Origin of the sequence: Methylobacter sp. BBA5.1, from assembly GCF_000746145.1 — a bacterium.
Classification (GTDB): Bacteria; Pseudomonadota; Gammaproteobacteria; order Methylococcales; family Methylomonadaceae; genus Methylobacter; species Methylobacter marinus.
In genome coordinates this window covers 32,082-57,690 of sequence record NZ_JQKS01000033.1, presented here as the reverse complement: position 1 = coordinate 57,690, position 25,609 = coordinate 32,082, and the positions used below count along the sequence as shown (strand labels likewise).

The window sequence follows — 25,609 nt, the reverse complement described above, 5'->3', positions numbered from 1 at the left end:
GAAAAGATCGTCTTCCCGCTGCTGCTGATCGGCCTGACCGCGCTGCTGCTGCCGTCGGCGGCGCCGCTGGTCGGCATGTTCGCGCTCGGCAACCTGATGAACGCCTGCGGCGTCGTCGACCGCCTGAGCCAGACCGCCCAGAACGAACTGATCAACATCGTGACCATTTTCCTGGGGCTGTCGGTCGGCTCCAAGCTCAGCGCCGAGGCGTTTCTGCAGATGGAGACCTTGGGGATCCTGGCCCTGGGCGCGGCGGCGTTCGCGATCGGCACGGCCGCCGGGGTGCTGATGGCCAAGCTGATGAACAAGTTCAGCAAGACCCTGGTCAACCCGCTGATCGGCGCGGCCGGCGTTTCGGCCGTGCCGATGGCGGCGCGCGTCGCCAACAAGCTGGGCCTGGAGAGCAATCCGCACAACTTCCTGCTCATGCATGCCATGGGCCCGAACGTGGCCGGCGTCATCGGCTCGGCGGTCGCGGCCGGCATTTTGTTGAGTCTGGTGCAGTAAGGCGGAAGCGCTTGTGGATAAGCCGTTTTTGGTTCATAAACAGGTAATTGGCGGGTTTTTGCAAGACCGCACGATCTGTTTTTGGTATGATAGCCGGCTTTTTGAATTGTAAGGCTGGTGCTTGAGTGATAGGCACGTTGGATTGGTTCTGTCTCTATTCTCTCGTTATTCAGTAATTATATAGGAGTTTTTTTAATGACTATTTTTCCAGCTTTGGAAATCCCCAATACTTTAGCCGCGGGCCCAGGTCCTGGTAATACAGATCCCAGAGTACTCGATCGCCTGTGCAAAACCGGCGTTGCCGATCACATGCAGGCCGATGTGGTGAGAGGCATGATTGAAGCCAAGCAAATGCTGCGCGAAGCATGGGGCACAAAAAATACCTATACCTACGGTGTTGCCGGTACCGGTTTCAGCGGTCTGGATTGTGTATTCAGCCTGATTCTTCCCGGTGATAAAGTCGTTGCATTCATTAACGGTACTTTCAGCGGCATCGACGGGCAGGCGATTCGCATGAAGGCCTCCAGCGTCCAGGATTTGGCGGCTGATCCCCTGAATCCGAAACCGGCCAATGTGACGATTGTCAATGTGCCGCATGGGCAATCCGTGAGCGGCGAAACGGTCGAGGCGGAATTGGCCAAACACAAACCGATGTGGGCCTTTATGGCGCACTGGGAAACCGGCAGCGGCCGCGTCAATGACCTGAAAGGTTTTAACGATGCCTGCGCCAGACACGGCGTCATGGGCATTGTGGATGCGGTATCCAGCCTGGGTGTCGCCGATTTCAGCATCGATGACTATCCGGCTATCGTCGCCTGGGCATCTTGTCCGCAGAAAGGCGTGTTGAGCCTGCCGTTGACTTATGCGCCGGTCAGTTTCCGCGATGAAGCGATCAATCTTTTAGCCAGACGCGGCTGCTATACCTATGTGCACCATCCTATTCTGGAAGCGCGCCACTGGGGCATCATTGATGGTCAGGATGCAGCGGCGGCCTATCATCGCACGCATTCGTCTTATGCCGTGGCGGCTTTCCATGAAGCCTTGCGCATCCTGCTGACACACACGGTGAAGCAAAAGGCACTCGATTATGCCTACCATGAGGCCGCGCTGAAACAAGCCGTTCAGGCCATGGGCTGCGAAGTCACGTCTAATATGACCAGCCTGGTCGTCTTGAACTTGCCCGGTAGCCTGGCGGGTAAGGAAAAAGAGCTGGTTGCTAAGTGTCGTGCCGAAGGCTTTGCCATCTGGACTACCTTGTCGGAGCCTGTGCAAATACGCATCGGCATCCTGAATCAATTGACCGTTGAGGCGATTGGCGACATCGTCGGCCGCTTTGCCGATGCCATGATCAACATGGGTGCGGATATCGATAAAGAGGCGGTTATGCAAGGACTCAACGCCTATTATGCCGGTTAATTCTATAGCGTAGGGCGGGTTAGACGCGCAAGCCCTCCATGTTGAATTTGCCACTGAATTTCCCGCGCGCCGTAACCCGCCTTTTTTGAGGATTCACGTTCGTTTAGGAAGCTGTCTTCGAGAATGGGCGGCTCCGGTGGACGTTCAGGCATGGAATAGGCGCGGTTACCGAAAGGCGGGTTACGACGCGCGGAGGGTGGCTGCTGGCGGAAGATTCGGTGATTAGCGCGTCTAACCCGCCCTACAGGCTCTGGTACAAATAAAAAAGCCTCTGACGGTTAACCGTCAGAGGCTTTTTTTCAGGCTAATCGGACCGGCTAAGGTTAAAACAAGCCGGTGATTCTGCCGTCATCGTCAATGTCGATGCGTTCCGCGGCCGGCACTTTAGGCAGGCCAGGCATGGTCATCATGTCGCCGGCGATGGCGACGATGAAACCGGCGCCGTTGGCCAGTCTGACGTCGCGGATTTCCACCGTATGGCCGACAGGCGCGCCTTTGGCATTCGGATTGGTCGAGAACGACATCTGCGTCTTCGCCATGCAGATCGGGAATTTGCCGTAGTCGGCTTCCCAGGCCGCCAATTGCGCCTTGACTTTGGCATTGGCCGTAATGCCGGCCGCGCCGTACAGCTTGGTGGCGATGGTTTCGATTTTTTCCCACAGGCTCAGGTTTTCGTCATAAACATAGCTGAATCCGGGTTCGCGGCTGTCCACGATGTTGATGACTTCCCGGGCCAGTTCCTCGGCGCCGGCGCCGCCTTCGGCCCAGTGTCTGGAAACCACGCATTTGGCGCCCAGGGCTTCGCATTTGGCTTTCAGCAACGCGATTTCGGCATCGGTATCGAAGGTGAAATGATTGATGCAGACCACGCAGGGCAGGCCGTAATGGTTGTTGATATTGCTCAGGTGGCGTTCCAGATTTTCAAAGCCTTTTTCCAGGGCCGCCAGGTTTTCGACATTCAGCTCTTCCCTGGCGACGCCGCCATGGAATTTCAGCGCCCTGACGGTCGCGACCAATACGACGGCCGACGGCCTCAGGCCGGACATGCGGCATTTGATGTCGATGAATTTTTCAGCGCCCAGGTCGGCGCCGAAGCCGGCTTCGGTGACTACATAGTCGGCCAGTTTCAGGGCGGTTTTGGTGGCCGTGACCGTGTTGCAGCCGTGCGCGATATTGGCGAACGGGCCGCCGTGAATGATCGCGATATTGTTTTCCAGCGTCTGCACGAGGTTCGGCTTGATCGCATCCTTCAGCAGGGCCGCCATCGCGCCGTGCGCTTTCAGGTCGCGGGCATAGACCGGCGTCACTTTGTCGGATTTATAGCCGATCACGATGCGGCCGAGGCGCTCTTTCAGGTCGGCGCGGCTGGTCGCCAGGCATAAAATCGCCATGATTTCGGAAGCGACGACGATGTCATAGCCGTCTTCGCGCAGATAACCGTTGGCCGGGCCGCCCATGCCGACGACGATATTGCGCAGGGCGCGGTCATTCATGTCGACGACGCGTTTCCACTGGATGCGCCGGGGATCTATGTCCAGTTCGTTGCCGTGGTTGATGTGGTTGTCTATCAGGGCAGACAGCAGATTGTGCGCCACGCCGATGGCATGGAAATCGCCGGTAAAATGCAGGTTGATGTCTTCCATCGGCACGACTTGGGAATATCCGCCGCCGGCAGCCCCCCCTTTGACGCCGAAGCAGGGACCCAAAGAAGGTTCGCGCAGGCACATCATGGCTTTTTTGCCGATACGGTTCAGGGCATCGCCGAGGCCCACCGTGGTGGTGGTTTTGCCTTCGCCGGCCGGTGTCGGGCTGATCGCGGTCACCAGAATCAGCTTGCCATCTTTTTTATCGCTCAGACTGTTGACGTATTCCAGCGACATTTTCGCTTTGTAATGACCGATAGGATCCAGATGCTCGGCATCGATACCGTATTGTTCTTTAACCAACCCGATGATGGGCTTCATGTTTGCTTTCTGGGCGATTTCAATATCAGACATACTACCTCCCGATCTGATGTAATTTTTTTAAATTCGATAAACGCAAAAAGCCTGCTTCATTGGCAATGAAGCAGGCCGGGTAAAAACCTGAACTGTTTATGGTTTATTCACTGTAAACAGGAAAACGAGAGCACAGAATGCTGACTTTTTCGCGTACCGCGGCGATGACGTTTTCGTCGTCCATGTTTTCCATGACGTCGCACATCAAATTGGCGATTTCGATCATTTGCGGCTCCTTGAAGCCTCGCGATGTCGGCGCCGGTGTGCCGACGCGAATGCCGCTGGTGACAAACGGCGATTCAGGATCGTTAGGCACGGCATTTTTATTGACGGTAATATGCGCTCTGCCCAAGGCGGCGTCGGCGGCTTTGCCGGTAATGCCTTTGGGAATCAGCGAAACCAGCATCAGGTGGTTGTCGGTACCGCCCGACACGACATCGAAGCCGCGATTCATGAACACTTCGGCCATGGCTTTGGCGTTTTTGATCACTTGTTGCTGATAAGCGCGGAATTCAGGCTGCATGGCTTCCTTGAAAGCCACGGCTTTTGCCGCGATGACATGCATTAAAGGACCGCCCTGAATACCGGGGAAGATATTGGAATTGAGCTTTTTTTCCAGGTCCGGGTTGCTTTTGCACAGGATGAGGCCGCCGCGGGGGCCACGCAGGCTTTTATGCGTGGTGCTGGTGACGACATCGGCATAAGGCATCGGGTTGGGGTACAGGTCGGCGGCAATAAGGCCGGCTACATGCGCGATATCGACAAACAGATAAGCCCCGACTTCATCGGCGATTGCCCGAAAGCGCGCCCAGTCCATGACGCGCGAATAGGCGGAAAAACCGGCCACGATCATTTTAGGGCGGTGTTCCTGCGCCAGACGTCTGACTTCGTCGTAATCGATCAGGCCGGTGGCCGGATCCAGATGGTACTGTACGGCATTGTAGATTTTGCCGGAAAAGTTCGGTTTGGCGCCGTGCGTCAAATGGCCGCCGTCGGACAGCGCCAGGCCGAGAATCGTATCGCCGGGCTGAACCAGGGCCATGAACACGGCCATGTTGGCTTGCGAGCCGGAGTGGGGCTGGACGTTGGCGTAATCGGCGCCGAACAGTTCCTTGGCACGGTCAATCGCCAGTTGCTCGGCCTTGTCGACAAATTCACAGCCGCCGTAATAACGCTTGCCGGGATAGCCTTCGGCATACTTGTTGGTCAACTGGGAACCTTGCGCTTCCATCACACGCGGACTGGTGTAGTTTTCGGAGGCAATCAGTTCGATGTGATCTTCCTGACGGCGACGCTCTTCTTCCATCGCCTGGAATAATTCATCATCAAAGCCGGCGATTGTCATGGATTTTTTAAACATTTATGTCTCCCGATATAGAGTTCTATTGTATGCAAAATTATGGATGGATCAGCAGTACCTGCAAGTCGGCTACATTGGTCCCGGTTGCGCCCGTATCAAGTAAGTCGCCGGCGGTATTTAAGGCGTTATAGGCATCATTATTATCCAGCAGCGCGGCAGGGTCGATACTGCTGTCCTTCATGCGCCGGATCGAGCCCGGGTCGACCAGGCCGCCGGCTGCGTCGGTCGGACCGTCACGGCCGTCGGTTCCGCCGCTCAGGAAGACCCAGTTGCCGGTTAAGCCGTGTTGTTCGGCGGCACAGGCGAAGGCCAGCGCCATCTCCTGATTACGGCCGCCGCGTCCGTTGCCTTTCAAGGTGACCGTGGTTTCACCGCCCGCTAATAGGGCAACCGGTTTGTCGATGCCGTTAGCGATGAGCCGTTTGGCATGGATGACCCATTTTTCAGCTTCGTCCCTGGCCTCGCCGCAGAGATGATCGCTGTACAGTGTTGGTTGATAACCGAGGGCTTCGGATGCTTTCATAATGGCGCCGACGCTGATGGCATTGCTGCCGATCAGCGTGTGGCCGGTATTGTTAAATATTTTGTCGCCCGGTTTCGGCGTCTCGGGCACAAGGCCCCGCCGGCCCTGTTCCAGATACCGTTGAACGTTGGCGGGTACCTTGTCCCAGACGCCTTTGGATTTGAAGACATCGATGGCATCGGCGAATGTCGTCGCGTCGGGCACGGTAGGCCCGCTGGCGATGGCGCTCAGATCATCTCCCAGAACGTCGGATAAAACCAGCGCGTGCAGATCGGCCGGCGCCGCCATTTTAGCCAGGCCGCCGCCCTTGATCAGGGATAAATGCTTGCGCACGCAGTTGATCTGGTTGATGTTGGCACCGCAGGCCAGTAACAGGTCCGTCGTGGCAATTTTATCCTCCAGTGTAATCGAGGAGGCCGGGTAGGGGATCAGCGCCGAACCGCCGCCGCTGACCAGTACCAGTACCAGTTCATCCTTTTGCGCGTTGCCTGCCTGATCGGCAATCAGGCGCGCGCCTTCGAGACCGGCCGCATCGGGCAGCGGATGCGATGCGCCGATTACTTTAAAATGATCGACGGTCGCTTCGTTTTCGTGGTTGGTCACGGCAATGCCTCGGCCCGCCAGCAGCGGCGCCGGAATAATTTCCTGCGCGGCCCGGGCCATGGCGCAGGCGGCCTTGCCGAAGGCGATCAAATGGACTTTTGTCCATCTGCCCAGGCGTTTCTGATTGCTGTCATTTAAATTTAACCGGATTTCGATATGATGATCGGCAACAGTAAGACAGCGCTTGACGGCCAGGTAAGGGTCGGCAGCCTCAATGCCGGCTTGAAAAATGCTGAGCGCATCTTTTCTCATGGCATCGATTGAAGCGGGATTGACAAAATTGCTCATATTTTTCGATAAGGCGATCAGGCCATTTCCATCGCGAGAGCAAAGATGTTTTCGGCATCAAAAACCTGTCTGTTATCTTCGAACAGTTTAGTAATGCAGGCGCGGTGTAAAGCCAGTTTCAACGTGCCGAAACCGATAGCTCCCCAGATGACCTTGCCGTGGCGTTCGATGCCTTTATCCATCATGTCGGTGCCGCCGATGCCGATCGGTGGCGTCGCATTGGCATCGGCCATCATTTCGATATGGGGGTTGTCCTGCCACTGGTCCACTGTGAGCAGTTCGACGCCAGCGGCACCGGTCGCAAAAACAATGTTCGCGTATTCGATGGCTTTGGCCCTGGCCTCGTTATCGGCTGCTTCAACGGGCGTCAAGTCAACGCCGAAGCGCGCTTTCATGGCATTGCAGGCCTGGACGGCCCGCTCCAGCGAGCGGGAAGTCAGCGAGACTTCGGCGCCTTCCTGCGCCAGCATGACAGCCGCGCGCTGGCCCACCGGGCCTGTGCCGGCCAATACCACGGCTTTTTTGCCGGCGATGGTGCCGCTGGTTGCCAGTTTGGCCACGCCTGCCGCGGCGGTCGTGTTGCTGCCGTTGCTGTCCAGCATGATGGAGACCTGAAAGCCGGGGAAGAAATGTTTTTGTACGGCGGCAAATAATTCCTGGCCGGCGACCATGTCGCTGCCGCCGATGAAAATGGCGGTGTTTTTCTTTTCCTTAGGTGCGCGTGTGAAAATAGTGCCTTCCACCAGGGAAGTGATGTTGTCAGGTGTCAGTCCTCCGTACCCGATCACATGATCCGCGCCGCCATCATAGCCTACAACAGTATCGAAAACGGAGGGGTGAGCGTCTGTATCGAATTGGAATAGCAGTTTTTTCATTAACTTACCTAAGAGTGGTTTGGAAAATTACCCGTTAATACGATTCGTAAACCGCGGCATTATACTCGATAAAGTCTTAAGTGCTCCATTTAAGCATTACTTTATGCGGTGTAGGGAGGCTGTGCTCGTCGTTGGGGATGATTTGCCGGGCAAGGGCTTATAAGGTTGCGTGGAGCGTGGGCTTTTCGTTATCATTTAATCAATATTATGCTGTAGTCATGTAGTATGGATGATATGGGTATTACACAGATGTGTGGTGTCGGGAATATAAGTAAAGTTGGATGCTATATGATTTCCGATCGTTTGGAACTTGTGCATGGGTTCCGAAAACATTATAGAAATTAGGAAAAAACAGATGAAAACACCCGTTCATATCGCGGTTACTGGTGCGGCAGGACAAATCAGTTATTCATTGCTATTTCGCTTGGCGGCGGGTTCGTTGCTCGGTCCCGAACAGCCGATCGTCTTGCATTTACTGGAAATTCCCCAAGCCATGGAAGCTTTACAGGGTGTGGTGATGGAATTGAAGGATTGCGCCTATCCGCTGCTGCATCGTATAGAAATCACCGCCGACCCCAAAGTAGCGTTCCGGGATGTCGATTATGCTTTTTTGGTTGGCGCGCGTCCGCGTGGGCCGGGTATGGAGCGCAAGGACTTGCTGGAGGTTAACGCGGAAATTTTTGCGGTGCAAGGCAAGGCCTTGAATGAAGTGGCCAACCGGAATATAAAAATACTGGTGACAGGCAATCCGGCCAATACCAATGCCTTGATTGCTCTAAAGAACGCGCCGGATTTGAAGCCGGAGAATTTTTCCGCCATGACCCGGTTGGATCACAATCGGGCACTTAGCCAATTAGCCGAAAAATGCGGCGTGCTGCCGTCCGATGTGAAAAACATGATTATCTGGGGTAATCATTCCATCACGCAGTATCCCGACCTGCATCATGCCAAGGTCAAGGGGCAGGATGCCTTGTCACTGGTTGAGCATGACTGGTTTGTAAAAGAATTTATACCGACCGTGCAGCAGCGCGGCGCCGCCATTATTAAGGCAAGAGGGCAATCCAGCGCGGCATCGGCGGCCAATGCCGCGATCAATCAGATGAACAACTGGGCGCTGGGTACCAAGGAAGGGGACTGGGTCAGCATGGCGATACCGTCGGATGGCAGTTACGGCATTGAGCAGGGTCTGGTTTATTCTTATCCCGTGACCGTCGTCGATGGGCAGATCAATATCGTCAAGGGGCTCGAGATCAACGAGTTCAGCATGCAGAGAATGCGGGCAACCGAAGCCGAATTAAAAGAAGAGAGGGATTCGGTCAGGCATTTGTTCTGAACCTCTTTCCGTCGACAATAAAAAAGGGCGGCTATACCGCCCTTTTTTAATCAAGCCATCCGGTCGGGCGGTTCCTGGCCGGCGAAAAAGGCCGCCAGATTTTCCAGTACTTTTTCACCCATCGCCGTACGCGTGGCAATCGTAGCACTGCCTAAATGCGGTAACAGCGAAACATTCTCCAGCGACAGAAAGCCTTCGTCAATGTCAGGTTCGCCTTCGTAGACATCGAGGCCAGCGCCGGCTATTCTTTTTTCTTTCAATGCCTTGATCAAGGCCTTGCTGTCGACGACGTCGCCGCGCGCGGTATTGATCAAATGCGCTGTCGGCTTCATCTGGCTGAGTCGCTGTTCATTGATTAAATGATGCGTTTCTGCACCGCCTGGACAGTGCAGTGAAACGTAGTCGGAAACCTGCATAAGCTCTTCAAGTGTTTCACAGCGTGTCGCGTCCAGATCGTCAACGACATGCTGATCCGCGGCTCGGGGACTGAAGTAATAGATTTTCATGTTGAAGCCATGATGAGCTTTTCGCGCCATGGCCTGGGCAATGCGGCCAAATCCGATCAGGCCTAATGCGGCGCCCGTGACATCGGAACTCATCATATGCGTCGGGCACCAGCCGGTCCATTGCCGGGCCCGGACCAGGCGGTCGCCTTCGGCGCCGCGCCGCGCCGACATCAATAACAGGGTCATGGCGATATCGGCGGTGCTTTCGGTTAATACGCCCGGGGTGTTGGTAACGACCAGTCCCTGTTCTTTTGCGGCATTGATATCGATATGGTTGAAGCCGACGCCGAAATTGCCCAGGATTTTGCAGCGCTTGTTCGGGGCGTTGATGACCTCCGCGGGGAATGAATCGCAAACGGTCGGGCATACGGCATCGTAGTGTTGCAGCGCGTCTCTGAAGTGAGCGGCGGACAGCGGACGGTCGTATTCGTTTAAGGTAACGTCATAAAGCTCTTTCAGCTTGGCTTCAACGGACTCAGGCCACTTGCGCGTGATGAAGACTTTGGGTTTGCTCATTAATATCCTCCAGGTAAGCAACTTATAGGGATTGTTTTCGATTTGAAAATATAACGCTATAAAGCACAAAGGCATCGCCGTTATTAACGGGATGCCTTTGTTTGGGTTTCCTGCTGATTAGGCCGTCGCGTTATTTTGCCGTGGACCGGTAATATTCAATCGCCGCGGCAACGCCTGAGCCGGGCTTGATATCGAAGCCGTTATCGAGCATCGCCATTTCAACGCCGGCGATCGCGCCCAGCATGGAGACATCATTCATATCGCCGACATGGCCGATACGGAAGACTTTGCCGGCTACTTCAGACAGGCCCGCGCCCAGTGAGATATTGTACTTGTTGAATGCCGTGCTGATCACATCGCGGGCATCCTTGCCTTCCGGCACGACGATCGCGGAAACGGTGTCGGATTCGAAACCGGGTTGCGCGCATAATTTCAACCCCCATGCCTCAACGGCTTTACGTGTGCCTTCAGCCAGGCGGTGGTGGCGCTCATACACATTTTCCAGTCCTTCCTCGAATAACAGGTCCAGCGCTTTGCGCAAACCGTATAAAATCGGCAGTGAAGGGGTGTAGGGAGTATAGCCGTCTTTATTCGCCGACATCTGGTCTTTCAGGTCCAGGAAGCAGCGTGGATAAGTGGATGTTTCACAGGCTTGCAGGGCTTTTTGGCTGAAAGCCACGAAAGCACCGCCGGCCGGCAGCATAAAGCCTTTTTGCGAGCCGCTGATGGCGCCGTCAACGCCCCATTCATCCATGCGGAAATCCAGGCTGGCAATCGAGCTGACGCCGTCAACGAATAGCAGTGCCGGGTGGTTGGCGGCGTTCATGGCTTTGCGGACGCCACCGATGTCGCTGGTAACGCCGGTTGCGGTTTCATTGTGGGTCGCCAGAACGGCTTTGATTTCGTGCTGGCTGTCTTCTTTTAAACGGGCTTCCAGTTTATCCAGAGGAATGCCTTTGCCCCAGGTTTCCTGATGGATTTCGACATCAAAGCCCAGGCGTTTTGCCATTTCGGCCCATAAATGGCTGAATTGGCCGAAACGATAGATCAATACTTTATCGCCTGGATTTAAGGTATTGGTTAAGGCAATTTCCCAGCCCGCTGTGCCTGTGGCCGGAAAAACAAATGCTTGCCCGGTTTCTGTTTTAAATACTTTTTTCAGGTCCTGTAAAAGAGGCTTCAGCAGCTTGGGGAAGATGGGTGAGCGATGATCTTCCATGTTGACATGCATAGCATTCAGAACTTCACTTGGCACGTTAGTCGGGCCAGGAATATATAGGTGGTTACGACCAGCCATTGTATCGCCTCTTTATAATTTAATAGTTGGATGTTGAATAAAACAAGGTTGAGCCTTTTAAGGCTCGAAAAATGGCCAATCATGACATAGCCGCTATAAATCAGCAAGATCTGATTGGTAAAATGCGCTTTAAAAATTGACTTTGACGACTCTGAAAGTAAAATGTTGGGTTGATTTATGTCCGGTTTAGGCCGGGGAAGGCCATTTAAGCACTGAAATCAGGGCCCTAGTTTAATAATAAAGTTGGAAGGTATCAATGAGTCACACATTATATGAAGCGTCAGTTCAACGAGTTCAGCGCTGTGAATTAGCGGTTCCGGGCTCAAACCCCGGCATGTTCGAAAAAGCGATGAAGAGCGGCGTGGATTTCATCTTTCTTGACCTTGAGGATGCGGTTGCTCCCGATGACAAGCTGCAGGCGCGCAAAAATGTCATCGAAGCGATCAATGATCTGGATTGGAAAGGGCATGGGGTTACCGTTTCAGTACGTATCAATGGCCTCGATACTCAGTACATGGTTCGCGACGTGGTTGATCTGGTCGAACAGGCCGGCAGCAAAATTGACACCATCCTGATTCCGAAAGTCGGCGTTTATGCCGATGTTTATATGGTTGAGGCAATGCTCAATCAGTTGGAAATGCAGCAGGGGCTGAAAAATAAAATCGGCATCGAAGCGCTGATTGAAACGGCGCTGGGCATGGCCAATGTCGAAGATATCGCGCGCAACGGCGCGACCGGCCGTCTGGAGGCCCTGCATTTCGGCGTGGCCGACTATGCGGCCAGTAACCGCGCCAGAACCACCAACATCGGCGGGCTGAATCCTGATTATCCGGGCGATCAATGGCATGCCGCGATCAGCCGCATGACCGTCGCCTGCCGCGCATTCGGCCTGCGGCCTATTGACGGGCCGTTCGGCGATATCAAGGATCCCGACGGCTATAAGCAGGCTGCAAGACGGGCGGCCGCGCTAGGCTGCGAGGGCAAATGGGCGATTCATCCGTCTCAGGTGGAATTGGCCAATGATGTATTTACACCGCCCGCGGCTGAAGTCGAGAAAGCGCAACGCATATTAGCCGCGCTAAAAGAAGCGGCCGCACAGGGCAAAGGCGCGGCGGCACTGGACGGTCGCCTGATCGACGCCGCTTCGGAAAGAATGGCGAACAATGTGGTCAGGGCGGCCGAAGCCATCGCCGCGAAAAGCAAAAATAACTAACAACAGAGACAAGCCGTACTTGATTTACGGCCTGTGCTGGTAATTTTCAAATATTAAAGAGAGAGATGCTGTGGATATTCATGAGTATCAAGCGAAAGAAATTTTAAGCGGTTACGGGGTTAAAATCGCTGAAGGTGGGATGGCTTACAGTCCTGAGGATGCCGTGCAACGTTCCAGGGAAATCGGGGGCAATGTTTGGGCTGTCAAGGCACAGATTCATTCGGGAGCTCGTGGTAAAGCCGGCGGCATTAAAATCTGTAAAAGCGATAGAGAAGTTGAGGCGGCTGCGGAAGCGCTGTTAGGCAAAAGACTGGTCACGCACCAGACGGGACCGGCCGGTAAAGTCTGCTCGAGGCTGTATGTCGAAGCCGGAACCGATATCGCCAAAGAACTGTATTTCTGTTTTTTGGTTGACCGCGGCTCGGAACGTATCGTCATGGTCGGCTCCGCGCAGGGCGGTATGGAGATCGAGGAACTGGCCGAAACCAATCCTGAAGCCATTACCAAAATCTATATTGAGCCCGCGGTAGGGCTGCAGGATTATCAGGCGCGTGAAATGGCGTTTGCCTTAGGCATGGATGCGGCCATGCTGAGTCATGCCGTCAAGACCATTAAAGGCTGCTACCGTGCCTTGCGTGACCTGGATGCCAACATGCTGGAAATCAACCCGCTGGTTATTACCGGCAGCGGCGAGCTGCTGGCGCTGGATGCGAAAATGGGCTTTGACGACAACGCCCTGTTCCGTCAGCCCAAGGTGGCCGAGTTGCGCGACAAGACGCAGGAAGATGCGCGCGAGATGGCTGCGGCGGACCGTGGCTTGAGCTATGTCGGCCTGGACGGCGATATCGGCTGCATGATCAACGGCGCCGGTCTGGCCATGGCGACGATGGACATGATCAAACTGGCCGGCGGCGAGCCTGCCAATTTCCTGGATGTCGGCGGCGGCGCCTCGGCCGAGCGTACTGAGAAAGCCTTCCGTCTGGTGCTGGCCGATGAAAACGTCAAAGCGATGCTGGTCAACATTTTCGCCGGTATCAACCGTTGCGACTGGATCGCCGAAGGCGTGGTCGAGGCGGTCAAGAAAATCGACATGAAAATTCCGTTGATCGTGCGTTTATCCGGTACGAACGTGGAAGAGGGCCGTAGAATTATTGCTGAGAGTGGTTTGCCTATCATTACGGCAGAAACATTGGCAGAAGCTGCTGAAAAAGCGGTTCAGGCGCGTAATGAAGCTGTCGCAAAAGCAGGCTAGGGGAAACTATAAATGGCTATTTTAATTAACGAAAACACACGCATTATTGTTCAGGGCTTTACCGGCAAAATCGGTTCCTTCCATGCCCAGGATATGATTAATTACGGGTCCAATGTCGTCGGCGGCATCACGCCGGGCAAGGGCGGGCAGACGCATCTGGGGCTGCCTGTCTTCAATACGGTCAAGGAGTCCGTGCAGAAAGCCGGTGCCGAGGCCAGTATTATCTTCGTTCCGCCCGCTTTCGCGGCTGATTCAATCATGGAAGCGGCCGATGCCGGCATTAAATATTGCGTGGCCATTACCGACGGCATTCCTACACAGGACATGATGAAAGTGAAAAACTTTCTGCGCCGCTTCCCGAAAGAAGAAAGAATGGTGCTGACCGGCCCTAACTGCGCCGGCACGATCAGCCCGGGGCGCGCCATGCTCGGTATTATGCCTGGACACATCTATATGAAGGGCAACGTCGGTATCGTCGGCCGTTCGGGCACTCTGGGTTATGAAGCCGCCGACCAGATGAAACGCTTGGGCATAGGCGTTTCCACCTCGGCCGGTATCGGCGGCGATCCGATCAACGGCAGCTCACACCGCGATATTCTGGAGAGATTTGAACAGGATCCGGAAACCAAAGTCGTGGTCATGATTGGCGAGATCGGCGGTCCGCAGGAAGTGGAGGCTGGTCTGTTCGCCAAAGAACACATGAGCAAGCCGGTCGTGGCTTATATCGCCGGTTTAACCGCGCCGGAAGGCCGTCGCATGGGGCATGCCGGCGCGATCATTTCATCCATAGGCGAAAGCGCGGCCGAAAAAGTCGCGATGTTGAAGGAACTGGGCGTGACGATTTGTCCGACTCCGTCCGCGATGGGCGAAACGGTGGCCTCCGTATTGGCTAAACTGTAAGTTCAGGCATTTACTTACTGAAACAAAAAGCCGCATCCTGCGACAGTGGGATGCGGCTTTTTTCGTTTTAGAGTGTTGTAAACCAATGGCAGTGTACTTTGCTTGACGGGAGGGGTGAATATTTATACAAAGAACCTCGGCATGATTTAAGAGAGATGAATAATGAAAAAATTGTTTTTTGCTTTATGGCCGGACGATGAAACCAGGCAGGGCCTCATGCGCTTGCAGACATCCATGGAAGCTAAAAGGATGAAATGGGTATCTGGGCAAAATCTGCACGTCACGCTGGTATTTCTAGGCAATGTCGATGAGGCGACTGAAGCCATGATCAAGGAGCGCGTCGCCGATATTTCGGCCGAGCCTTTCGTGTTGACCTTTGACCAGCTGAGCTATTGGAGCAGGCCCAGGATTTTATGCCTGACCTGCCGGCAATTTGGGTATGAGGTGGTGGACCTGGCGGACGCGCTGGATCAAGCGGCGGCGGACTGCGGCGTGGAAACCGATACGAGGCCTTACACGCCGCATATAACCTTGGCCAGACAGGCGCGTGCTATCGTGCAGGAGTTCGCTCCCATCATTTGGCGCGCTGATTCCTTTTGCCTGATGGAATCCTGCGGCACGTCGGAGGGTGTGATCTATAAAGTGCTGCGGAAATGGCCCTTGATCAAAACCGTCGGCTAGAACGATAGAGGCAGTGACCGCCTTATTTTTTCCAGAATTCAGGCACAAACAGGATGATCATCGAGAAAATCTGCACGCGGCCCAGCAGCATGGCAATGATGCAAACGCCAGTCTGGAAATCGTTCAGGCCGGCATAATTGGCGGCGGGGCCGACTTGATTGAGACCGGGGCCCGTGTTGTTAAAGCTGGCGATGACGGCCGTGAACGCGGTAAGGAAGTCCATGCCGCTCAGTAGCATCATGAACACCATAATAACGATAATAATAAAATACAGAAAAATAAAGCCTGTCACGGACGCGACAATATTATGACTGATGATATTGGTGCCTATTTTCAACGGTTTAATTGAAAAAGGATGGATGAATTTATAGAGCTCAAGACGTGATTGTTTCACTAGAATAATCGTGCGGATCATGCGAATGCCGCCGCCGGTGGAACCGGAAGAAGCGGAAATACAGCTCAGGAATAACATCGACATTGACACGAAAATTGGCCACTGATTGAAATCCTGGCTGGAATATCCGCTAGAGGTAGCGATGGTGACCATGTTGAAAGCGGCATGGCGTAACGCCGTGAGAAAGTCAGGATAAGTATCGGCGTGCCACAATACCGTAGCTGCTACGAGACAACTTCCCAGTACCAGCGCCAGAAAGCTTCTCGCTTCCATATCCTTGGCATAAGGTTTCAAGGTCTGTTTTCGGATGGCGATATAATGGGTCGCGAAATTAATGGCCGCCAGTAACTGGAAGCTGGTCAGCACCATTTCAATGGCGGGCGAATCGAAAAAACCGATACTGGCATCGTGCGTTGAAAATCCACCCAAACTCATAGCGGAAAACGCATGGCAGACAGAATCAAACCAGGTCATGCCGGCCAATTTCAAGGCGATGATGCAGGTTAATGTGAAGCCTGCGTATACCAGCCACAGCGCTTTAGCCGTCTGCGCGATGCGTGGCGGCAGCTCGGACTCCTTGACCGCGCCGGGCGCTTCGGCCTTGTATAGCTGCATGCCGCCGATACCGAGGATCGGTAATATGGCTACCGCCAGAATGATGATGCCCATGCCGCCGACCCAATTCAATTCGTGGCGCCAGAGATTAATCGACATCGGTAAATCATCCAGTCCGGTCAATGTGGTCGCTCCGGTCGTGGTCAGGCCTGAGACAGCCTCGAAATACGCATCGATATAGCTGATTTCCGGCATATAGATTATCAGCGGCAACGTGCAAAATACCGGAATCAGCGACCACGTCATGGACACCAGCAGAAAACTCGTTTGCCGCGATACTTTTTTAGGTGTGCGCAATGTTGGAAAAAACATTAAAGCGCCCAGCAGTAAAGTAATTCCTGTGCCTTCAAAGAAAGCGATAATGGCGCCGTCATGGCTGATAAAAGATGTCATCAGGCAGGTAGCCATCAAGGCGCTGAAGCCAATCGTGATCAGGCCAAAAATATGGATGGTAGTGAAAATGACATTCATGGAAACGCTTAAATTGTGTATATGTTTAAAGTAGCGGCCGCGATGAATGCCATAGCACTCGAAATATAACAAGTCGTATAGCGGCGGTGAAACAAGAATCCTGCACAATGATGAGAGAGGGCATTGTTGGGAAAACTACTTGTTGAGCGGTTGGAATTTCTGCTCGATATAGGTGACCAGTTTTTTATCCAGTGCAAACATGACGACATGATCGCCTTCCTCGAAGATCGTATCGTGGTGTATTGAAATAACCTGGCGGTTGCGAATCAAAGCCCCTAGCACGATGCCTTCCGGCCATTGAATCGCGTCTACTTGCAGTCCTACCACCGAATTCTGGCCATTACCCATGTGGGCAATGGCCTCGATCGCTTCGGCCGTGCCTCCGCATAAGGAACTGACGCGCGCCACGTCGCCGCGCCTGACGTATTTTAAAATGCTGCCCAGCGTTTCAAAGTTGGGCAGGACAGACACATCGATGCCCGTGCCGGGCAATAACTTTGTGTAAGACCGATTGTTAAGCAGGCATATTGCTTTGCGTACGCCTAATTGCTTGGCCAGGGAAGCCGAGATGATGTTTTCGCCGTCATGATCGGTCACCGCGCAGAATAGATCGGTTTTATCGACGGACTCATCAAGCAGCAAGGATTCATCGGTGCAATCGCCCTGCAGCACTACGGTATGATCAAGATCATTGGCGATTTTCTGGGCACGATCCGGATTCCGCTCGATTATTTTGACTTGATGGTCTTTTTCCAGCGCTAGCGCCAGGCGCTTGCCGATATGACCGCCGCCGGCGATGATAATGCGCTTTAATGGCGCTTCCAGTTTACGAAGCTCTTTCAATACCTGCTGCACTTCCTTGCGCGGAGCCACGATAAACACCTCATCGCCTGTGGCGATAAAGGCTTCGCCGTTGGCAACCAAAGGCCGCCCTTGCCGGAAAATGGCCGCTATACGAATTTTGCCGCCGGACAGGCGTTTTTTTAATTCCTTGATTTTTTTACCGGTTAAAAAGCCGTCCGCGCCCACTTTCACTGAAAACAGCCGCACCAGGCCATCGGCGAAATCGGTAATTTGTAGAACACCCGGCAGTTCAATCAGGTTGCGTATCGATTCCATGACGATTTGTTCGGGGCTGATCACGATATCGACAGGAATGCCGCCGGGAGCGAACAGTTTGGGATTTTGCAGATAATCGATGGCGCGGATGCGGGCGATCGTTTTCGGGCGGCTATAGAGCTTGTTGATGATCGTACAAGCCAGCATATTGGTCTCATCGCGATCGGTTACGGCAATAACCATGTCGGTATTGTGTACCCCGGCCTGCTCCAGAACGCTGGGATGCGCGGCATTGCCCACAACCGTGGCAATATCGAAACGTTCTTTTAAAGCATCCAGCAGATGCGCTTTATAATCAATGACAACAATATCGTTTTCTTCACTCGCCAATGCCTCGGCGACTGAGGCGCCGGTCATGCCGGCGCCAAGAATCAGTATTCGCATAATAGTATCAACAACCCAATTCAGGTTATGTGTCTTGTGTGACCCGACACGCGATAAAATCGCGCAACTTTATAGTTGTTTTGGGTTTATCGCAACAAAAATAAAATGATTCGCATCAGGTATAGTCAGGATATTTCCACTCCATTCTATTCAATGGTCTTGATTTGGCTCGTGATTTGGCCTTGCGCAAGGCGGGTCTGAACGATATCGCCGGCTTTCAGTTGCTCGGTGGATGTGATGATTTTTCCGGACGGCAAATGACTGGTTATTGAATAACCGCGGTTCAGTGTTGCCAGTGGACTGACGGCATTGAGCGTCTGGCCGGCGTTTAACAGGCGCTGGTTCAGTTGCTCCAGGCGGTGGCGGATGGCACTGTTCAGGCGTTCGCTCAGGTAACGTTGGCGCTGCTTATGGCTGTTGATCGCAACGCTGGGGATGTGTTGCCATAGTTTGGCCGTTTTGGCTTCCAGCAGCTGGGCATGCTGGCGCAGTCTGACGTGCATGGCTTGATGAAGCCGCGATTCGAGTTCATCCATGCGCTGCATGTTTCTTGTCAGTTTCTGCCCCGGGTGTTGTTGTTGCAGCCGCTTGAGCAGCCAATCCAGTGACTGTCGGGACTGGTTTAGTTTGCGTTGCAGCAGCTGGTGCAGCCGGGATTCCAAATAAACGAATTGCGTCAGCCAGGTTTGTTGATCGGGAACGGCGTGCTCGGCGGCGGCCGATGGCGTTGGTGCGCGCAGGTCGGCGACGAAATCGGCAATGGTAAAATCGGTTTCATGGCCTACGCCCGTGATGATCGGGATGTCGCTGGCAAAAATGGCGCGCGCCACGATTTCCTCGTTGAAAGCCCACAAGTCTTCCAGCGATCCGCCGCCCCGGCTAAGAATAAGCACATCGCACAGGGCTTGTTTGTTGGCGGTGTCTATGGCTCTGGCAATTTCATGTCTGGCATTGTCTCCCTGCACGGCCACCGGATAAACGATGACCGGTACTGCCGCGAAACGCCTGCGCAGGACAGTCAGTATGTCCCGGATGGCGGCTCCTGTCGGGGAGGTGATTACGCCGATGGTATTCGGCAGGGTCGGCAGGCTCAGCTTATTGGCGGCATCGAACAGGCCTTCCATCGACAACTTGAGCTTCAAGGCATCAAAAGCTCTGCGCAAGGCACCGTCGCCGGCTTCCTCGATCTGTTCGACGATCAGTTGATAATCGCCTCTGGGCTCATAAAGGCTGACTTGCGCCTTGACGATGACTTGCTTGCCGTTTTCTGGTCTGAACCCGAATCTGCGCCGCATGTTCTTAAACATGGCGCAACGGATCTGGGCATTGGCATCTTTCAAGGAAAAATAAATATGTCCGGAAGCCGGTGTGCTTAAGTTGGATATTTCACCTTCGACCAGGATAGCCAGGAAATGCTCGCCGAGCAGCAGGCTGGTTTCACGGTTGAGTTGAGTAACCGTGTATATTTTGCGTTGTGCGGAGGGAAGGATAATCGTCATGCAATAATTTTATCACTTCCTGTACTGTTCAGTTTGCATTCATGCCTTGCCTTTTAATCTGCAGTCAACCCTAATGATGGAGGTTTGCCATGAAAAGTTTAAGAGTTATCGGTTTATTTGCGGGTTTATTGTTTGCATCATTTGCACAGGCCGATTTCAGGGGGCATTACGCTTCTGATTATCGCCATTACGGCAGGCATGGTGATTGGATTGATGGGCATCAGCAGCAGCATCAGCGGCAGATCGAGAAAGGCATTCGTCGCGGACAGCTTTCCCCGAGAGAAGTAAAAAACCTCAGGAAACAGCAGCAGAAAATCGCCAGACTCGAGAGCCGGTTTAAACGCGACGGCGTGTTGACCCGCCCCGAACGCACTATTTTAAAGAGGAAACTGAATCAGGTTTCCGGCCGGATCTCGGCTCTGAGTCGGAATGATCAATACGACAGATATGGACGGCGCTATTAAACCAGGGCAGGGTGTTTGTCTTTTTCGTTCAAATAACGCCGGTTCAAAAATCGGCGTTATCTTTTCAGTCTTGTAATTCAACAGGATCACTTGATTTTCTCAGTATTTGGCTGAAAATGCCTTTCTGAAATTAACACCTTGCATGGGATGTGCCGACCAAAAGCAGGCGCTCAAGGTCGTGCAGTAAATCGCATCGCATCGCGAATGATACCCTAAAGGGCACAAGTGCGCCTCCTGCCGTCGGCACATCCTATATTAAACAGGGAATTATTGACGGCCCAATCCTCAGTGTGCACTAAAATTTCGCATGCTATTGACTTGCCTGTTGTAAAATAGGCGATATTTTTTTATGTATGAAGTAGAGGTGTGCGTTGGCGTGGTTGCTGTTGTTCTCTGCAGGTTTGGCGGAAATAGTGTTTGCCTTAAGTCTTAAATTTAACGAGGGTTTTACCCGATTGTGGCCCAGTATTCTGACCATGATTTCAGGCGGCAGCAGTTTTTATCTGCTGATGCTGGCAATCAAATCCTTGCCGCTCGGTACCGCTTATGCGGTCTGGACAGGCATGGGAGCGGTAGGCGTGGCCATAGTGGGCATCTTTCTGTTCAAGGAATCGGCGGATCTTTACCGGTTGCTGTCGATTATGCTGGTCATTTCCGGCATTGTAGGGCTTAAATTAACGGATAGCGCCTGATAATGCTGCATCTTGTTTTTCAGTCACCGATAGAGGCGGCCGTTCTGGAGCGCATTGAGACCGGCGATGTGGCCGTGTTTCTTGAAAACGCCGTGCTAAGGCTGCTGAAAAATGGTCTGCTGAGCGCGTCATTGACGCAGTTGCTCAGCACGAACCGCCTGTGCGTCTTGTCGGAAGACATGGCCGTGCGCGGCATCGCCGTGGATGAACTGGTCGAAGGCATCGATATTATCGATTATGCCGAGCTGGTCGCGTTGACCGTCAACAATCACGTGATTCAATCATGGTCTTGAGTGTTCATGGTCGGGAGCTGGACTTAACCGATCAGGGTTTTCTGGTCAATGCCGGTGATTGGGATGAAGAGGTCGCAAGGCGGCTGGCCGAATTGGACGATATCGAGCTGGATGAGCGGCATTGGGAAATCATCGTGTTTATCCGCGATTATTATCAGCAGTTCAAGCACTTGCCGAATGCGCGGGTGTTTACCAAGGCCGTTGCCAAGGCATTGGGCGAGGAAAAAGGCAACAGCCGGTATTTGCATAAACTGTTTCCCGAGGGCCCTTTAAAATATGCCTGCAAACTGGCCGGGCTGCCCAAACCGCCAACCTGTCTATAATCACCCTTGTTTGAAGCGGTGAATCAGGCGTCTCTCTTTCTTGTTCGGTTTGTGTTCCCTGTAGCTCAGGCCGAATAATTCCCGCTGTTCACGTTGCTGAATAATTTGCTGCTGGCGTTTCGCCTGGCTTTCGGCGGATTCTTCATAGAGCAGGACCGCCTCTTTGGCCGGGCGGCGTTGCTCACTGACCGCGATAACGGTGATGTCCCAGGTATACTGATCTTTACTGATCGAGAGTGTGGCGCCGGGTTTGACTTCCTTGCTAGGTTTCGTGCGTTGGCCGTTAAGATGAACCTTGCCGCCGGAAACGGCGTCAGCGGCCAGCTTGCGCGTTTTAAAAAAACGCGCAGCCCATAGCCACTTATCCAAACGTACGGATTCGAGTTCTGTCACGCGCTTACTTTATTACCGCTGTCCGTCCAGGCTTTGAAACCGCCCGCCATACTGACGGCATTGCCGTATCCGATTTTGTTCAATGCTTCGGCAGCCAAGGCGGAACGGCCGCCGGTCTGGCAATAAACAATGATTTTTTCGCCCTGTTTATCCTGAAAATCGGGGTGCGCGCCTATTTTGAATTCCAATACCCCGCGCGGGATATTGACGGCGCCGGGCAAATGGCCCGCCGCGTATTCAGCCGGTTCCCTGACGTCCAGGATCAGGCTCGTTCCGAGTTCGTTTTTGGCTTCATCAATATTTATTTCAGTAATCTGTTGTTTGGCCTGGGCAACAAGATCCATTGGGGTTAAGGTCATGGTCGTCTCCTGAAAAAAATAAGAAACATATTAGCAATAAATAATATTGTGCGGCCAGTCTTTTTTGCGGGTTGATTATTGCTCTTATGAAAACAATGACTTGAAGCAATTGGCGGCGAAAAGTCCGGATTGGATGACTGCCGTGGCAGTCATCCGGCGCACCGTCAGTTCATGTGCTTTTTCAATTCCTTGGGTAAGGAGAACACGACTTTTTCTTCTATGCCCTGAATCTCGGTAGTCGATGTGCCGCCCCATTGCTTGAGCTGATTGATGACCTCCTGAACCAGGACCTCCGGCGCCGAGGCGCCGGCCGTCACGCCGACTACATTAATTCCGTCAAACCATTCCTGGCGCATGTCCTGCGCCGTATCGATCAGGTAAGCAGGTTTGCCGAGCTGTTCGGCGATCTCGCGCAGGCGGTTGGAATTGGAGCTGTTGGGCGAGCCGACGACGAGGATGATATCGGAGGTCTTGGCCAGTTCATGGACCGCATCCTGACGATTCTGGGTCGCGTAACAGATATCGTCTTTTTTCTGTTCCTGAATGCCGCTGAACCGTGTTCTTAAGGCGTCGACCATGATTTTGGTGTCAGTCATGGATAATGTCGTTTGCGTGACGTAGGCCAGGTTGTCGGGATTGTTGACTTCCAGGTTTTCAACGTCTTCCGGCGTTTCCACCAGGTAGATGCCGCCGTTTTCGGTACATTTTTCGTATTGTCCCATCGTACCTTCGACTTCCGGGTGGCCGGCATGACCTATCAGAATCACTTCCCGGTCGGATTTGGCGTGCTTGGCGACTTGCAGATGCACTTTGGTAACCAGCGGGCAGGTAGCGTCGAAAACGGTCAAATTGCGTTCTTCGGCTTCTTGTTGTACTTGTTTGGATACGCCGTGCGCGCTGAAGATCAGATACGAGCCGACCGGTACATCGGTTAAATCCTCGATAAAAATAGCGCCTTTTTCTTTCAGCCCTTCAACCACTGTTCGGTTGTGGACCACCTCGTGGCGGACATAAATCGGCGCCCCGAAGGTTTCCAGGGCCTGATCAACAATTTCGATAGCCCGGTCGACACCGGCACAGAATCCGCGAGGGTTAGCGAGTACAATTTGCATATCTTGACTTCTTTACTTGGTTAATTTGGGATTATTCTAACTCAACATCGTATCCGATACGATAATTCCATCGGTATCGGCATACAGAAAATGATCTTTTTTGAAAGTGACGCCGGCGAAAAAGACCGGCTGGTCGCGTTCGCCATGGCCTCGCTTGTGGCTTTTCAACGGATGCGTATGCAATGCGCGTATGCCGATAGGCAGTTGGTCAATTATTGCGGAATCGCGCACGCAGCCATAGATAATAATGCCTTGCCAGCCGTTGTCAACGGCAAGCCTGGCCAGATTGCTGCCCAGCAAGGCGCAGCGATGCGAGCCGCCGCCGTCGACGACCAATACCCGGTTGTCCACTTTTTCTTCCAGCGTTTGCCGGACCAATACATTATCTTCGAATACTTTCAGCGTGGTTATTTGGCCGCAAAAGGCAGGATTCGCCCCATAGGATCTGAACAGGGGTTCGGCAATCTGGAAGTGTTCTTCCTCGGAATGTGCATCGCAAAGGTCAGCTGTCGTGAAATTCATAGTCTAAATCCAGGCTGTGGGGCTGCCGGTCCGGCGGCCCATTGGTTAACGAATCAAGCGAAGTAACGCGCGATCAGGCCGTGGTTATTGGCGGTTTCAGGCATCGGTATTTTTACTTCATAACCGCCGCCCGGAGCTTCCTGCATATCGCGGCCGTACATGTCCAGCATGCGTTCCACGGTAATGTCCCGGTTCCCTTCCGGCAGAATCAGCTCGATTCTGTCACCGACCGCAAACTTGTTTTTAACATCGATCACGGCCAGGCTGCTGTCCTTGTCATAAGTTCTGATTTCGCCGCAAAATTGTTGCTGATGGCTTTTCGAATAACCAGTGATATAGTTCTGGTATTCGTGCGTATGATGGCGCTGATAAAAGCCGTCGGTATAGCCGCGATTGGCCAGGTTTTCCAGCACGCCGAGCAGTTCGGGCCGGAAGGGGCGTCCTGCCTGCGCATCGTCAATAGCCTGGCGGTAGGTCTGCGCCGTGCGCGCGACGTAATAATGCGACTTGGTGCGGCCTTCGATTTTAAGGCTGTCCACGCCGATCTCCACCAGCCGCTGCACGTGCTCGATGGCGCGCAGGTCTTTCGAATTCATGATGTAGGTGCCGTTCTCATCCTCCATGACCGGCAACAGTTCGCCCTTGCGGCCTTCCTCTTCGAGGAAATAGACTTTGTCCGCCAGGGGGTGCCGGTCCGCGCCGCCGCAGCTGGCCGTGCTGATATCAGCCATGGACAGGGCACCGCCATCGAGCACGTAATCGCCTTCGGCGTTTTCATGCGCGGGCAGCGTGTCGTATTTCCAGCGGCAGGAATTCGTGCAGGTGCCCTGGTTCGGATCGCGGTGATTGAAATAGCCCGACAGCAGGCAGCGGCCGGAATAGGCGATGCACAGCGCGCCGTGCACGAACACTTCCAGTTCCATGTCGGGGCAGCGCTGGCGGATCTCCTCGATTTCATCCAGCGACAGTTCACGCGACAGGATCACGCGCTCGACGCCCATGCTTTGCCAGAATTTTACCGTGGCATAATTGACCGTATTGGCCTGCACGGACAGATGGACAGGCATGTCCGGCCAGGTTTCGCGCACCATCATGATCAGCCCCGGATCGGCCATGATCAGAGCGTCCGGTTTCATGGCGATAATCGGTTCGATATCGGCCAGAAAGGTTTTGATTTTGGCATTATGGGGAATCACATTAGTGGCCAGGAAAAATTTTTTACCCAGCGCATGCGCCTCACTAATACCCTTGGCCAGATTGTCTTCAAGAAAATCATTGTTGCGCACTCTGAGACTGTAACGCGGCTGTCCGGCATAGACAGCGTCGGCGCCGAATGCAAAGGCATAGCGCATGTTTTTCAGGGTGCCGGCGGGGGAAAGCAGTTCAACTTGTTTCATGGTATGTGTGTCAATGGAATCGATTGCCATATATTCTATCGTAATTTGCGGCGATTAAGTGAGATAGCTTAGCGGCCGGCCGGCCAAGACTGTCGCTCAGGTAGAGGGTCCGGGCCGCCGGGCAATCGAACATAGAGCCTGTCAATTCAGGAGTATTGTATGTGGATAATATTATTGATCATCGCCCTGCTTTTTGTTTTAGGCAGTGCCTTGATTTTACTCAGAACGGCGAACATGCCGAAGATTCCAAAAAACATTAACCCCCAGCCATATGATGAGGACAGTTCCGATGATTGGTAACAGAA

The 25,609-nt window shown here is 53.6% G+C and carries 26 protein-coding genes; 12 read left to right on the top strand and 14 right to left on the bottom strand.

Going from position 1 to position 25,609, the window contains the following annotated elements; genetic code table 11:
* Positions 1-507 (top strand): sodium ion-translocating decarboxylase subunit beta (locus EK22_RS17710; protein ID WP_036253097.1); only part of this gene is annotated, 507 nt, incomplete at its 5' end.
* Between the two features lie 195 nt (positions 508-702).
* Positions 703-1,923: a pyridoxal-phosphate-dependent aminotransferase family protein gene (locus tag EK22_RS17705; protein ID WP_036253094.1), complete on the top strand. Its 1,221-nt coding sequence runs from the start codon at positions 703-705 to the stop codon at positions 1,921-1,923.
* A gap of 323 nt (positions 1,924-2,246) precedes the next feature.
* On the opposite strand, the gene EK22_RS17700 is transcribed toward EK22_RS17705, so the two are convergent.
* The 4 genes from EK22_RS17700 to EK22_RS17685 form a co-directional block, all read right to left on the bottom strand.
* A complete protein-coding gene (locus EK22_RS17700) occupies positions 2,247-3,920 on the bottom strand; it encodes a formate--tetrahydrofolate ligase (RefSeq protein ID WP_036253092.1) in 1,674 nt (557 codons plus the stop codon).
* 103 nt (positions 3,921-4,023) lie between these two features.
* Entirely contained in the window at positions 4,024-5,280 is a 1,257-nt protein-coding gene (gene glyA / locus EK22_RS17695) for a serine hydroxymethyltransferase (RefSeq protein ID WP_020159607.1), read from the bottom strand.
* Between the two features lie 37 nt (positions 5,281-5,317).
* Positions 5,318-6,694, bottom strand: coding sequence for a glycerate kinase type-2 family protein (locus EK22_RS17690; protein WP_020159608.1), 1,377 nt, complete (start codon positions 6,692-6,694; stop codon positions 5,318-5,320).
* Positions 6,695-6,711: 17 nt separating this feature from the next.
* Positions 6,712-7,569, bottom strand: a complete 858-nt coding sequence (locus EK22_RS17685; protein ID WP_036253090.1) for an NADP-dependent methylenetetrahydromethanopterin/methylenetetrahydrofolate dehydrogenase — start codon at positions 7,567-7,569, stop codon at positions 6,712-6,714.
* A 355-nt stretch (positions 7,570-7,924) separates the two neighbouring features.
* Here EK22_RS17685 and EK22_RS17680 point away from each other — a divergent pair, with 355 nt between their 5' ends.
* Positions 7,925-8,902, top strand: coding sequence for a malate dehydrogenase (locus EK22_RS17680; RefSeq protein WP_027147314.1), 978 nt, complete (start codon positions 7,925-7,927; stop codon positions 8,900-8,902).
* 50 nt (positions 8,903-8,952) lie between these two features.
* Here the strand turns inward: EK22_RS17680 and EK22_RS17675 are convergent, their stop codons facing one another.
* Positions 8,953-9,924 carry a 2-hydroxyacid dehydrogenase gene (locus EK22_RS17675; protein WP_036253088.1) on the bottom strand — a complete coding sequence of 324 codons (972 nt, stop codon included), beginning with the start codon at positions 9,922-9,924 and terminating at the stop codon, positions 8,953-8,955.
* A 130-nt stretch (positions 9,925-10,054) separates the two neighbouring features.
* On the bottom strand, positions 10,055-11,221 hold the full coding sequence (locus tag EK22_RS17670) for an aminotransferase class V-fold PLP-dependent enzyme (RefSeq protein WP_036253086.1): 1,167 nt from the start codon (positions 11,219-11,221) through the stop codon (positions 10,055-10,057).
* Between the two features lie 256 nt (positions 11,222-11,477).
* On the opposite strand from EK22_RS17670, the gene EK22_RS17665 reads away from it, so the two are divergent.
* The 4 genes from EK22_RS17665 (at position 11,478) to thpR (ending at position 15,267) form a co-directional block, all read left to right on the top strand.
* Positions 11,478-12,434: an HpcH/HpaI aldolase/citrate lyase family protein gene (locus EK22_RS17665; protein WP_027147317.1), complete on the top strand. Its 957-nt coding sequence runs from the start codon at positions 11,478-11,480 to the stop codon at positions 12,432-12,434.
* A gap of 70 nt (positions 12,435-12,504) precedes the next feature.
* Positions 12,505-13,686 carry a malate--CoA ligase subunit beta gene (locus tag EK22_RS17660; RefSeq protein WP_020159615.1) on the top strand — a complete coding sequence of 394 codons (1,182 nt, stop codon included), beginning with the start codon at positions 12,505-12,507 and terminating at the stop codon, positions 13,684-13,686.
* 12 nt (positions 13,687-13,698) lie between these two features.
* A complete protein-coding gene (gene sucD / locus EK22_RS17655; RefSeq protein WP_036253084.1) occupies positions 13,699-14,586 on the top strand; it encodes a succinate--CoA ligase subunit alpha in 888 nt (295 codons plus the stop codon).
* 162 nt (positions 14,587-14,748) lie between these two features.
* Positions 14,749-15,267: an RNA 2',3'-cyclic phosphodiesterase gene (gene thpR, locus EK22_RS17650; RefSeq protein ID WP_036253082.1), complete on the top strand. Its 519-nt coding sequence runs from the start codon at positions 14,749-14,751 to the stop codon at positions 15,265-15,267.
* Positions 15,268-15,289: 22 nt separating this feature from the next.
* On the opposite strand, the gene EK22_RS17645 is transcribed toward thpR, so the two are convergent.
* The 3 genes from EK22_RS17645 to xseA all read right to left on the bottom strand — a co-directional run bounded on the left by EK22_RS17645 (position 15,290) and on the right by xseA (position 19,749).
* Positions 15,290-16,747, bottom strand: a complete 1,458-nt coding sequence (locus tag EK22_RS17645; RefSeq protein WP_027147318.1) for a TrkH family potassium uptake protein — start codon at positions 16,745-16,747, stop codon at positions 15,290-15,292.
* A 135-nt stretch (positions 16,748-16,882) separates the two neighbouring features.
* Positions 16,883-18,250 carry a Trk system potassium transporter TrkA gene (trkA, locus tag EK22_RS17640; RefSeq protein ID WP_027147319.1) on the bottom strand — a complete coding sequence of 456 codons (1,368 nt, stop codon included), beginning with the start codon at positions 18,248-18,250 and terminating at the stop codon, positions 16,883-16,885.
* Between the two features lie 146 nt (positions 18,251-18,396).
* Positions 18,397-19,749 (bottom strand): exodeoxyribonuclease VII large subunit, encoded by a 1,353-nt coding sequence (xseA, locus tag EK22_RS17635; protein WP_036253081.1) that lies wholly within the window; start codon positions 19,747-19,749, stop codon positions 18,397-18,399.
* 89 nt (positions 19,750-19,838) lie between these two features.
* On the opposite strand from xseA, the gene EK22_RS17630 reads away from it, so the two are divergent.
* From EK22_RS17630 to EK22_RS17615, 4 genes are all read left to right on the top strand, one after another.
* A complete protein-coding gene (locus tag EK22_RS17630) occupies positions 19,839-20,213 on the top strand; it encodes a hypothetical protein (RefSeq protein WP_020159621.1) in 375 nt (124 codons plus the stop codon).
* A 371-nt stretch (positions 20,214-20,584) separates the two neighbouring features.
* Complete coding sequence (locus EK22_RS17625; protein ID WP_036253079.1) at positions 20,585-20,905, top strand: DMT family transporter; 321 nt, start codon at positions 20,585-20,587, stop codon at positions 20,903-20,905.
* A 2-nt stretch (positions 20,906-20,907) separates the two neighbouring features.
* Positions 20,908-21,198 carry a sulfurtransferase complex subunit TusB gene (tusB, locus tag EK22_RS17620; RefSeq protein ID WP_036253077.1) on the top strand — a complete coding sequence of 97 codons (291 nt, stop codon included), beginning with the start codon at positions 20,908-20,910 and terminating at the stop codon, positions 21,196-21,198.
* On the top strand, positions 21,189-21,521 hold the full coding sequence (locus EK22_RS17615; protein ID WP_081917951.1) for a TusE/DsrC/DsvC family sulfur relay protein: 333 nt from the start codon (positions 21,189-21,191) through the stop codon (positions 21,519-21,521). Before tusB ends, EK22_RS17615 begins: the two co-directional genes overlap by 10 nt.
* Here EK22_RS17615 and EK22_RS17610 read toward each other — a convergent pair whose 3' ends face one another.
* The 5 genes from EK22_RS17610 to yegQ form a co-directional block, all read right to left on the bottom strand.
* Positions 21,522-21,914 carry an RNA-binding S4 domain-containing protein gene (locus tag EK22_RS17610; protein ID WP_036253075.1) on the bottom strand — a complete coding sequence of 131 codons (393 nt, stop codon included), beginning with the start codon at positions 21,912-21,914 and terminating at the stop codon, positions 21,522-21,524.
* Positions 21,911-22,273 carry a rhodanese-like domain-containing protein gene (locus tag EK22_RS17605; RefSeq protein WP_027147320.1) on the bottom strand — a complete coding sequence of 121 codons (363 nt, stop codon included), beginning with the start codon at positions 22,271-22,273 and terminating at the stop codon, positions 21,911-21,913. Before EK22_RS17605 ends, EK22_RS17610 begins: the two co-directional genes overlap by 4 nt.
* A 164-nt stretch (positions 22,274-22,437) precedes the next feature.
* Positions 22,438-23,385 (bottom strand): 4-hydroxy-3-methylbut-2-enyl diphosphate reductase, encoded by a 948-nt coding sequence (ispH, locus tag EK22_RS17600; protein ID WP_020159627.1) that lies wholly within the window; start codon positions 23,383-23,385, stop codon positions 22,438-22,440.
* Positions 23,386-23,421: 36 nt separating this feature from the next.
* The gene (gene rraA, locus EK22_RS17595; RefSeq protein ID WP_020159628.1) at positions 23,422-23,907 is read right to left on the bottom strand and encodes a ribonuclease E activity regulator RraA; all 486 of its coding nucleotides are present in this window, start codon (positions 23,905-23,907) and stop codon (positions 23,422-23,424) included.
* Between the two features lie 53 nt (positions 23,908-23,960).
* Positions 23,961-25,304, bottom strand: a complete 1,344-nt coding sequence (yegQ, locus tag EK22_RS17590; protein WP_036253101.1) for a prephenate-dependent tRNA uridine(34) hydroxylase TrhP — start codon at positions 25,302-25,304, stop codon at positions 23,961-23,963.
* A 159-nt stretch (positions 25,305-25,463) separates the two neighbouring features.
* Here yegQ and EK22_RS24980 point away from each other — a divergent pair, with 159 nt between their 5' ends.
* Positions 25,464-25,604 (top strand): hypothetical protein, encoded by a 141-nt coding sequence (locus EK22_RS24980; RefSeq protein ID WP_200882620.1) that lies wholly within the window; start codon positions 25,464-25,466, stop codon positions 25,602-25,604.
* The last annotated feature ends 5 nt before the right edge of the window (positions 25,605-25,609 follow it).

Excerpts from the sequence above, each read along its gene's own strand:
- EK22_RS17705 (WP_036253094.1), top strand. The coding sequence starts at position 703 with ATGACTATTTTTCCAGCTTTGGAAATCCCCAATACTTTAGCCGCGGGC.
- EK22_RS17700 (WP_036253092.1), bottom strand. The coding sequence starts at position 3,920 with ATGTCTGATATTGAAATCGCCCAGAAAGCAAACATGAAGCCCATCATC.
- glyA (WP_020159607.1), bottom strand. The coding sequence starts at position 5,280 with ATGTTTAAAAAATCCATGACAATCGCCGGCTTTGATGATGAATTATTC.
- EK22_RS17690 (WP_020159608.1), bottom strand. The coding sequence starts at position 6,694 with ATGAGCAATTTTGTCAATCCCGCTTCAATCGATGCCATGAGAAAAGAT.
- EK22_RS17685 (WP_036253090.1), bottom strand. The coding sequence starts at position 7,569 with ATGAAAAAACTGCTATTCCAATTCGATACAGACGCTCACCCCTCCGTT.
- EK22_RS17680 (WP_027147314.1), top strand. The coding sequence starts at position 7,925 with ATGAAAACACCCGTTCATATCGCGGTTACTGGTGCGGCAGGACAAATC.
- EK22_RS17675 (WP_036253088.1), bottom strand. The coding sequence starts at position 9,924 with ATGAGCAAACCCAAAGTCTTCATCACGCGCAAGTGGCCTGAGTCCGTT.
- EK22_RS17670 (WP_036253086.1), bottom strand. The coding sequence starts at position 11,221 with ATGGCTGGTCGTAACCACCTATATATTCCTGGCCCGACTAACGTGCCA.
- EK22_RS17665 (WP_027147317.1), top strand. The coding sequence starts at position 11,478 with ATGAGTCACACATTATATGAAGCGTCAGTTCAACGAGTTCAGCGCTGT.
- sucD (WP_036253084.1), top strand. The coding sequence starts at position 13,699 with ATGGCTATTTTAATTAACGAAAACACACGCATTATTGTTCAGGGCTTT.
- thpR (WP_036253082.1), top strand. The coding sequence starts at position 14,749 with ATGAAAAAATTGTTTTTTGCTTTATGGCCGGACGATGAAACCAGGCAG.
- EK22_RS17645 (WP_027147318.1), bottom strand. The coding sequence starts at position 16,747 with ATGAATGTCATTTTCACTACCATCCATATTTTTGGCCTGATCACGATT.
- trkA (WP_027147319.1), bottom strand. The coding sequence starts at position 18,250 with ATGCGAATACTGATTCTTGGCGCCGGCATGACCGGCGCCTCAGTCGCC.
- xseA (WP_036253081.1), bottom strand. The coding sequence starts at position 19,749 with ATGACGATTATCCTTCCCTCCGCACAACGCAAAATATACACGGTTACT.
- EK22_RS17630 (WP_020159621.1), top strand. The coding sequence starts at position 19,839 with ATGAAAAGTTTAAGAGTTATCGGTTTATTTGCGGGTTTATTGTTTGCA.
- tusB (WP_036253077.1), top strand. The coding sequence starts at position 20,908 with ATGCTGCATCTTGTTTTTCAGTCACCGATAGAGGCGGCCGTTCTGGAG.
- EK22_RS17615 (WP_081917951.1), top strand. The coding sequence starts at position 21,189 with ATGGTCTTGAGTGTTCATGGTCGGGAGCTGGACTTAACCGATCAGGGT.
- EK22_RS17605 (WP_027147320.1), bottom strand. The coding sequence starts at position 22,273 with ATGACCTTAACCCCAATGGATCTTGTTGCCCAGGCCAAACAACAGATT.
- ispH (WP_020159627.1), bottom strand. The coding sequence starts at position 23,385 with ATGCAAATTGTACTCGCTAACCCTCGCGGATTCTGTGCCGGTGTCGAC.
- rraA (WP_020159628.1), bottom strand. The coding sequence starts at position 23,907 with ATGAATTTCACGACAGCTGACCTTTGCGATGCACATTCCGAGGAAGAA.
- yegQ (WP_036253101.1), bottom strand. The coding sequence starts at position 25,304 with ATGAAACAAGTTGAACTGCTTTCCCCCGCCGGCACCCTGAAAAACATG.
- EK22_RS24980 (WP_200882620.1), top strand. The coding sequence starts at position 25,464 with ATGTGGATAATATTATTGATCATCGCCCTGCTTTTTGTTTTAGGCAGT.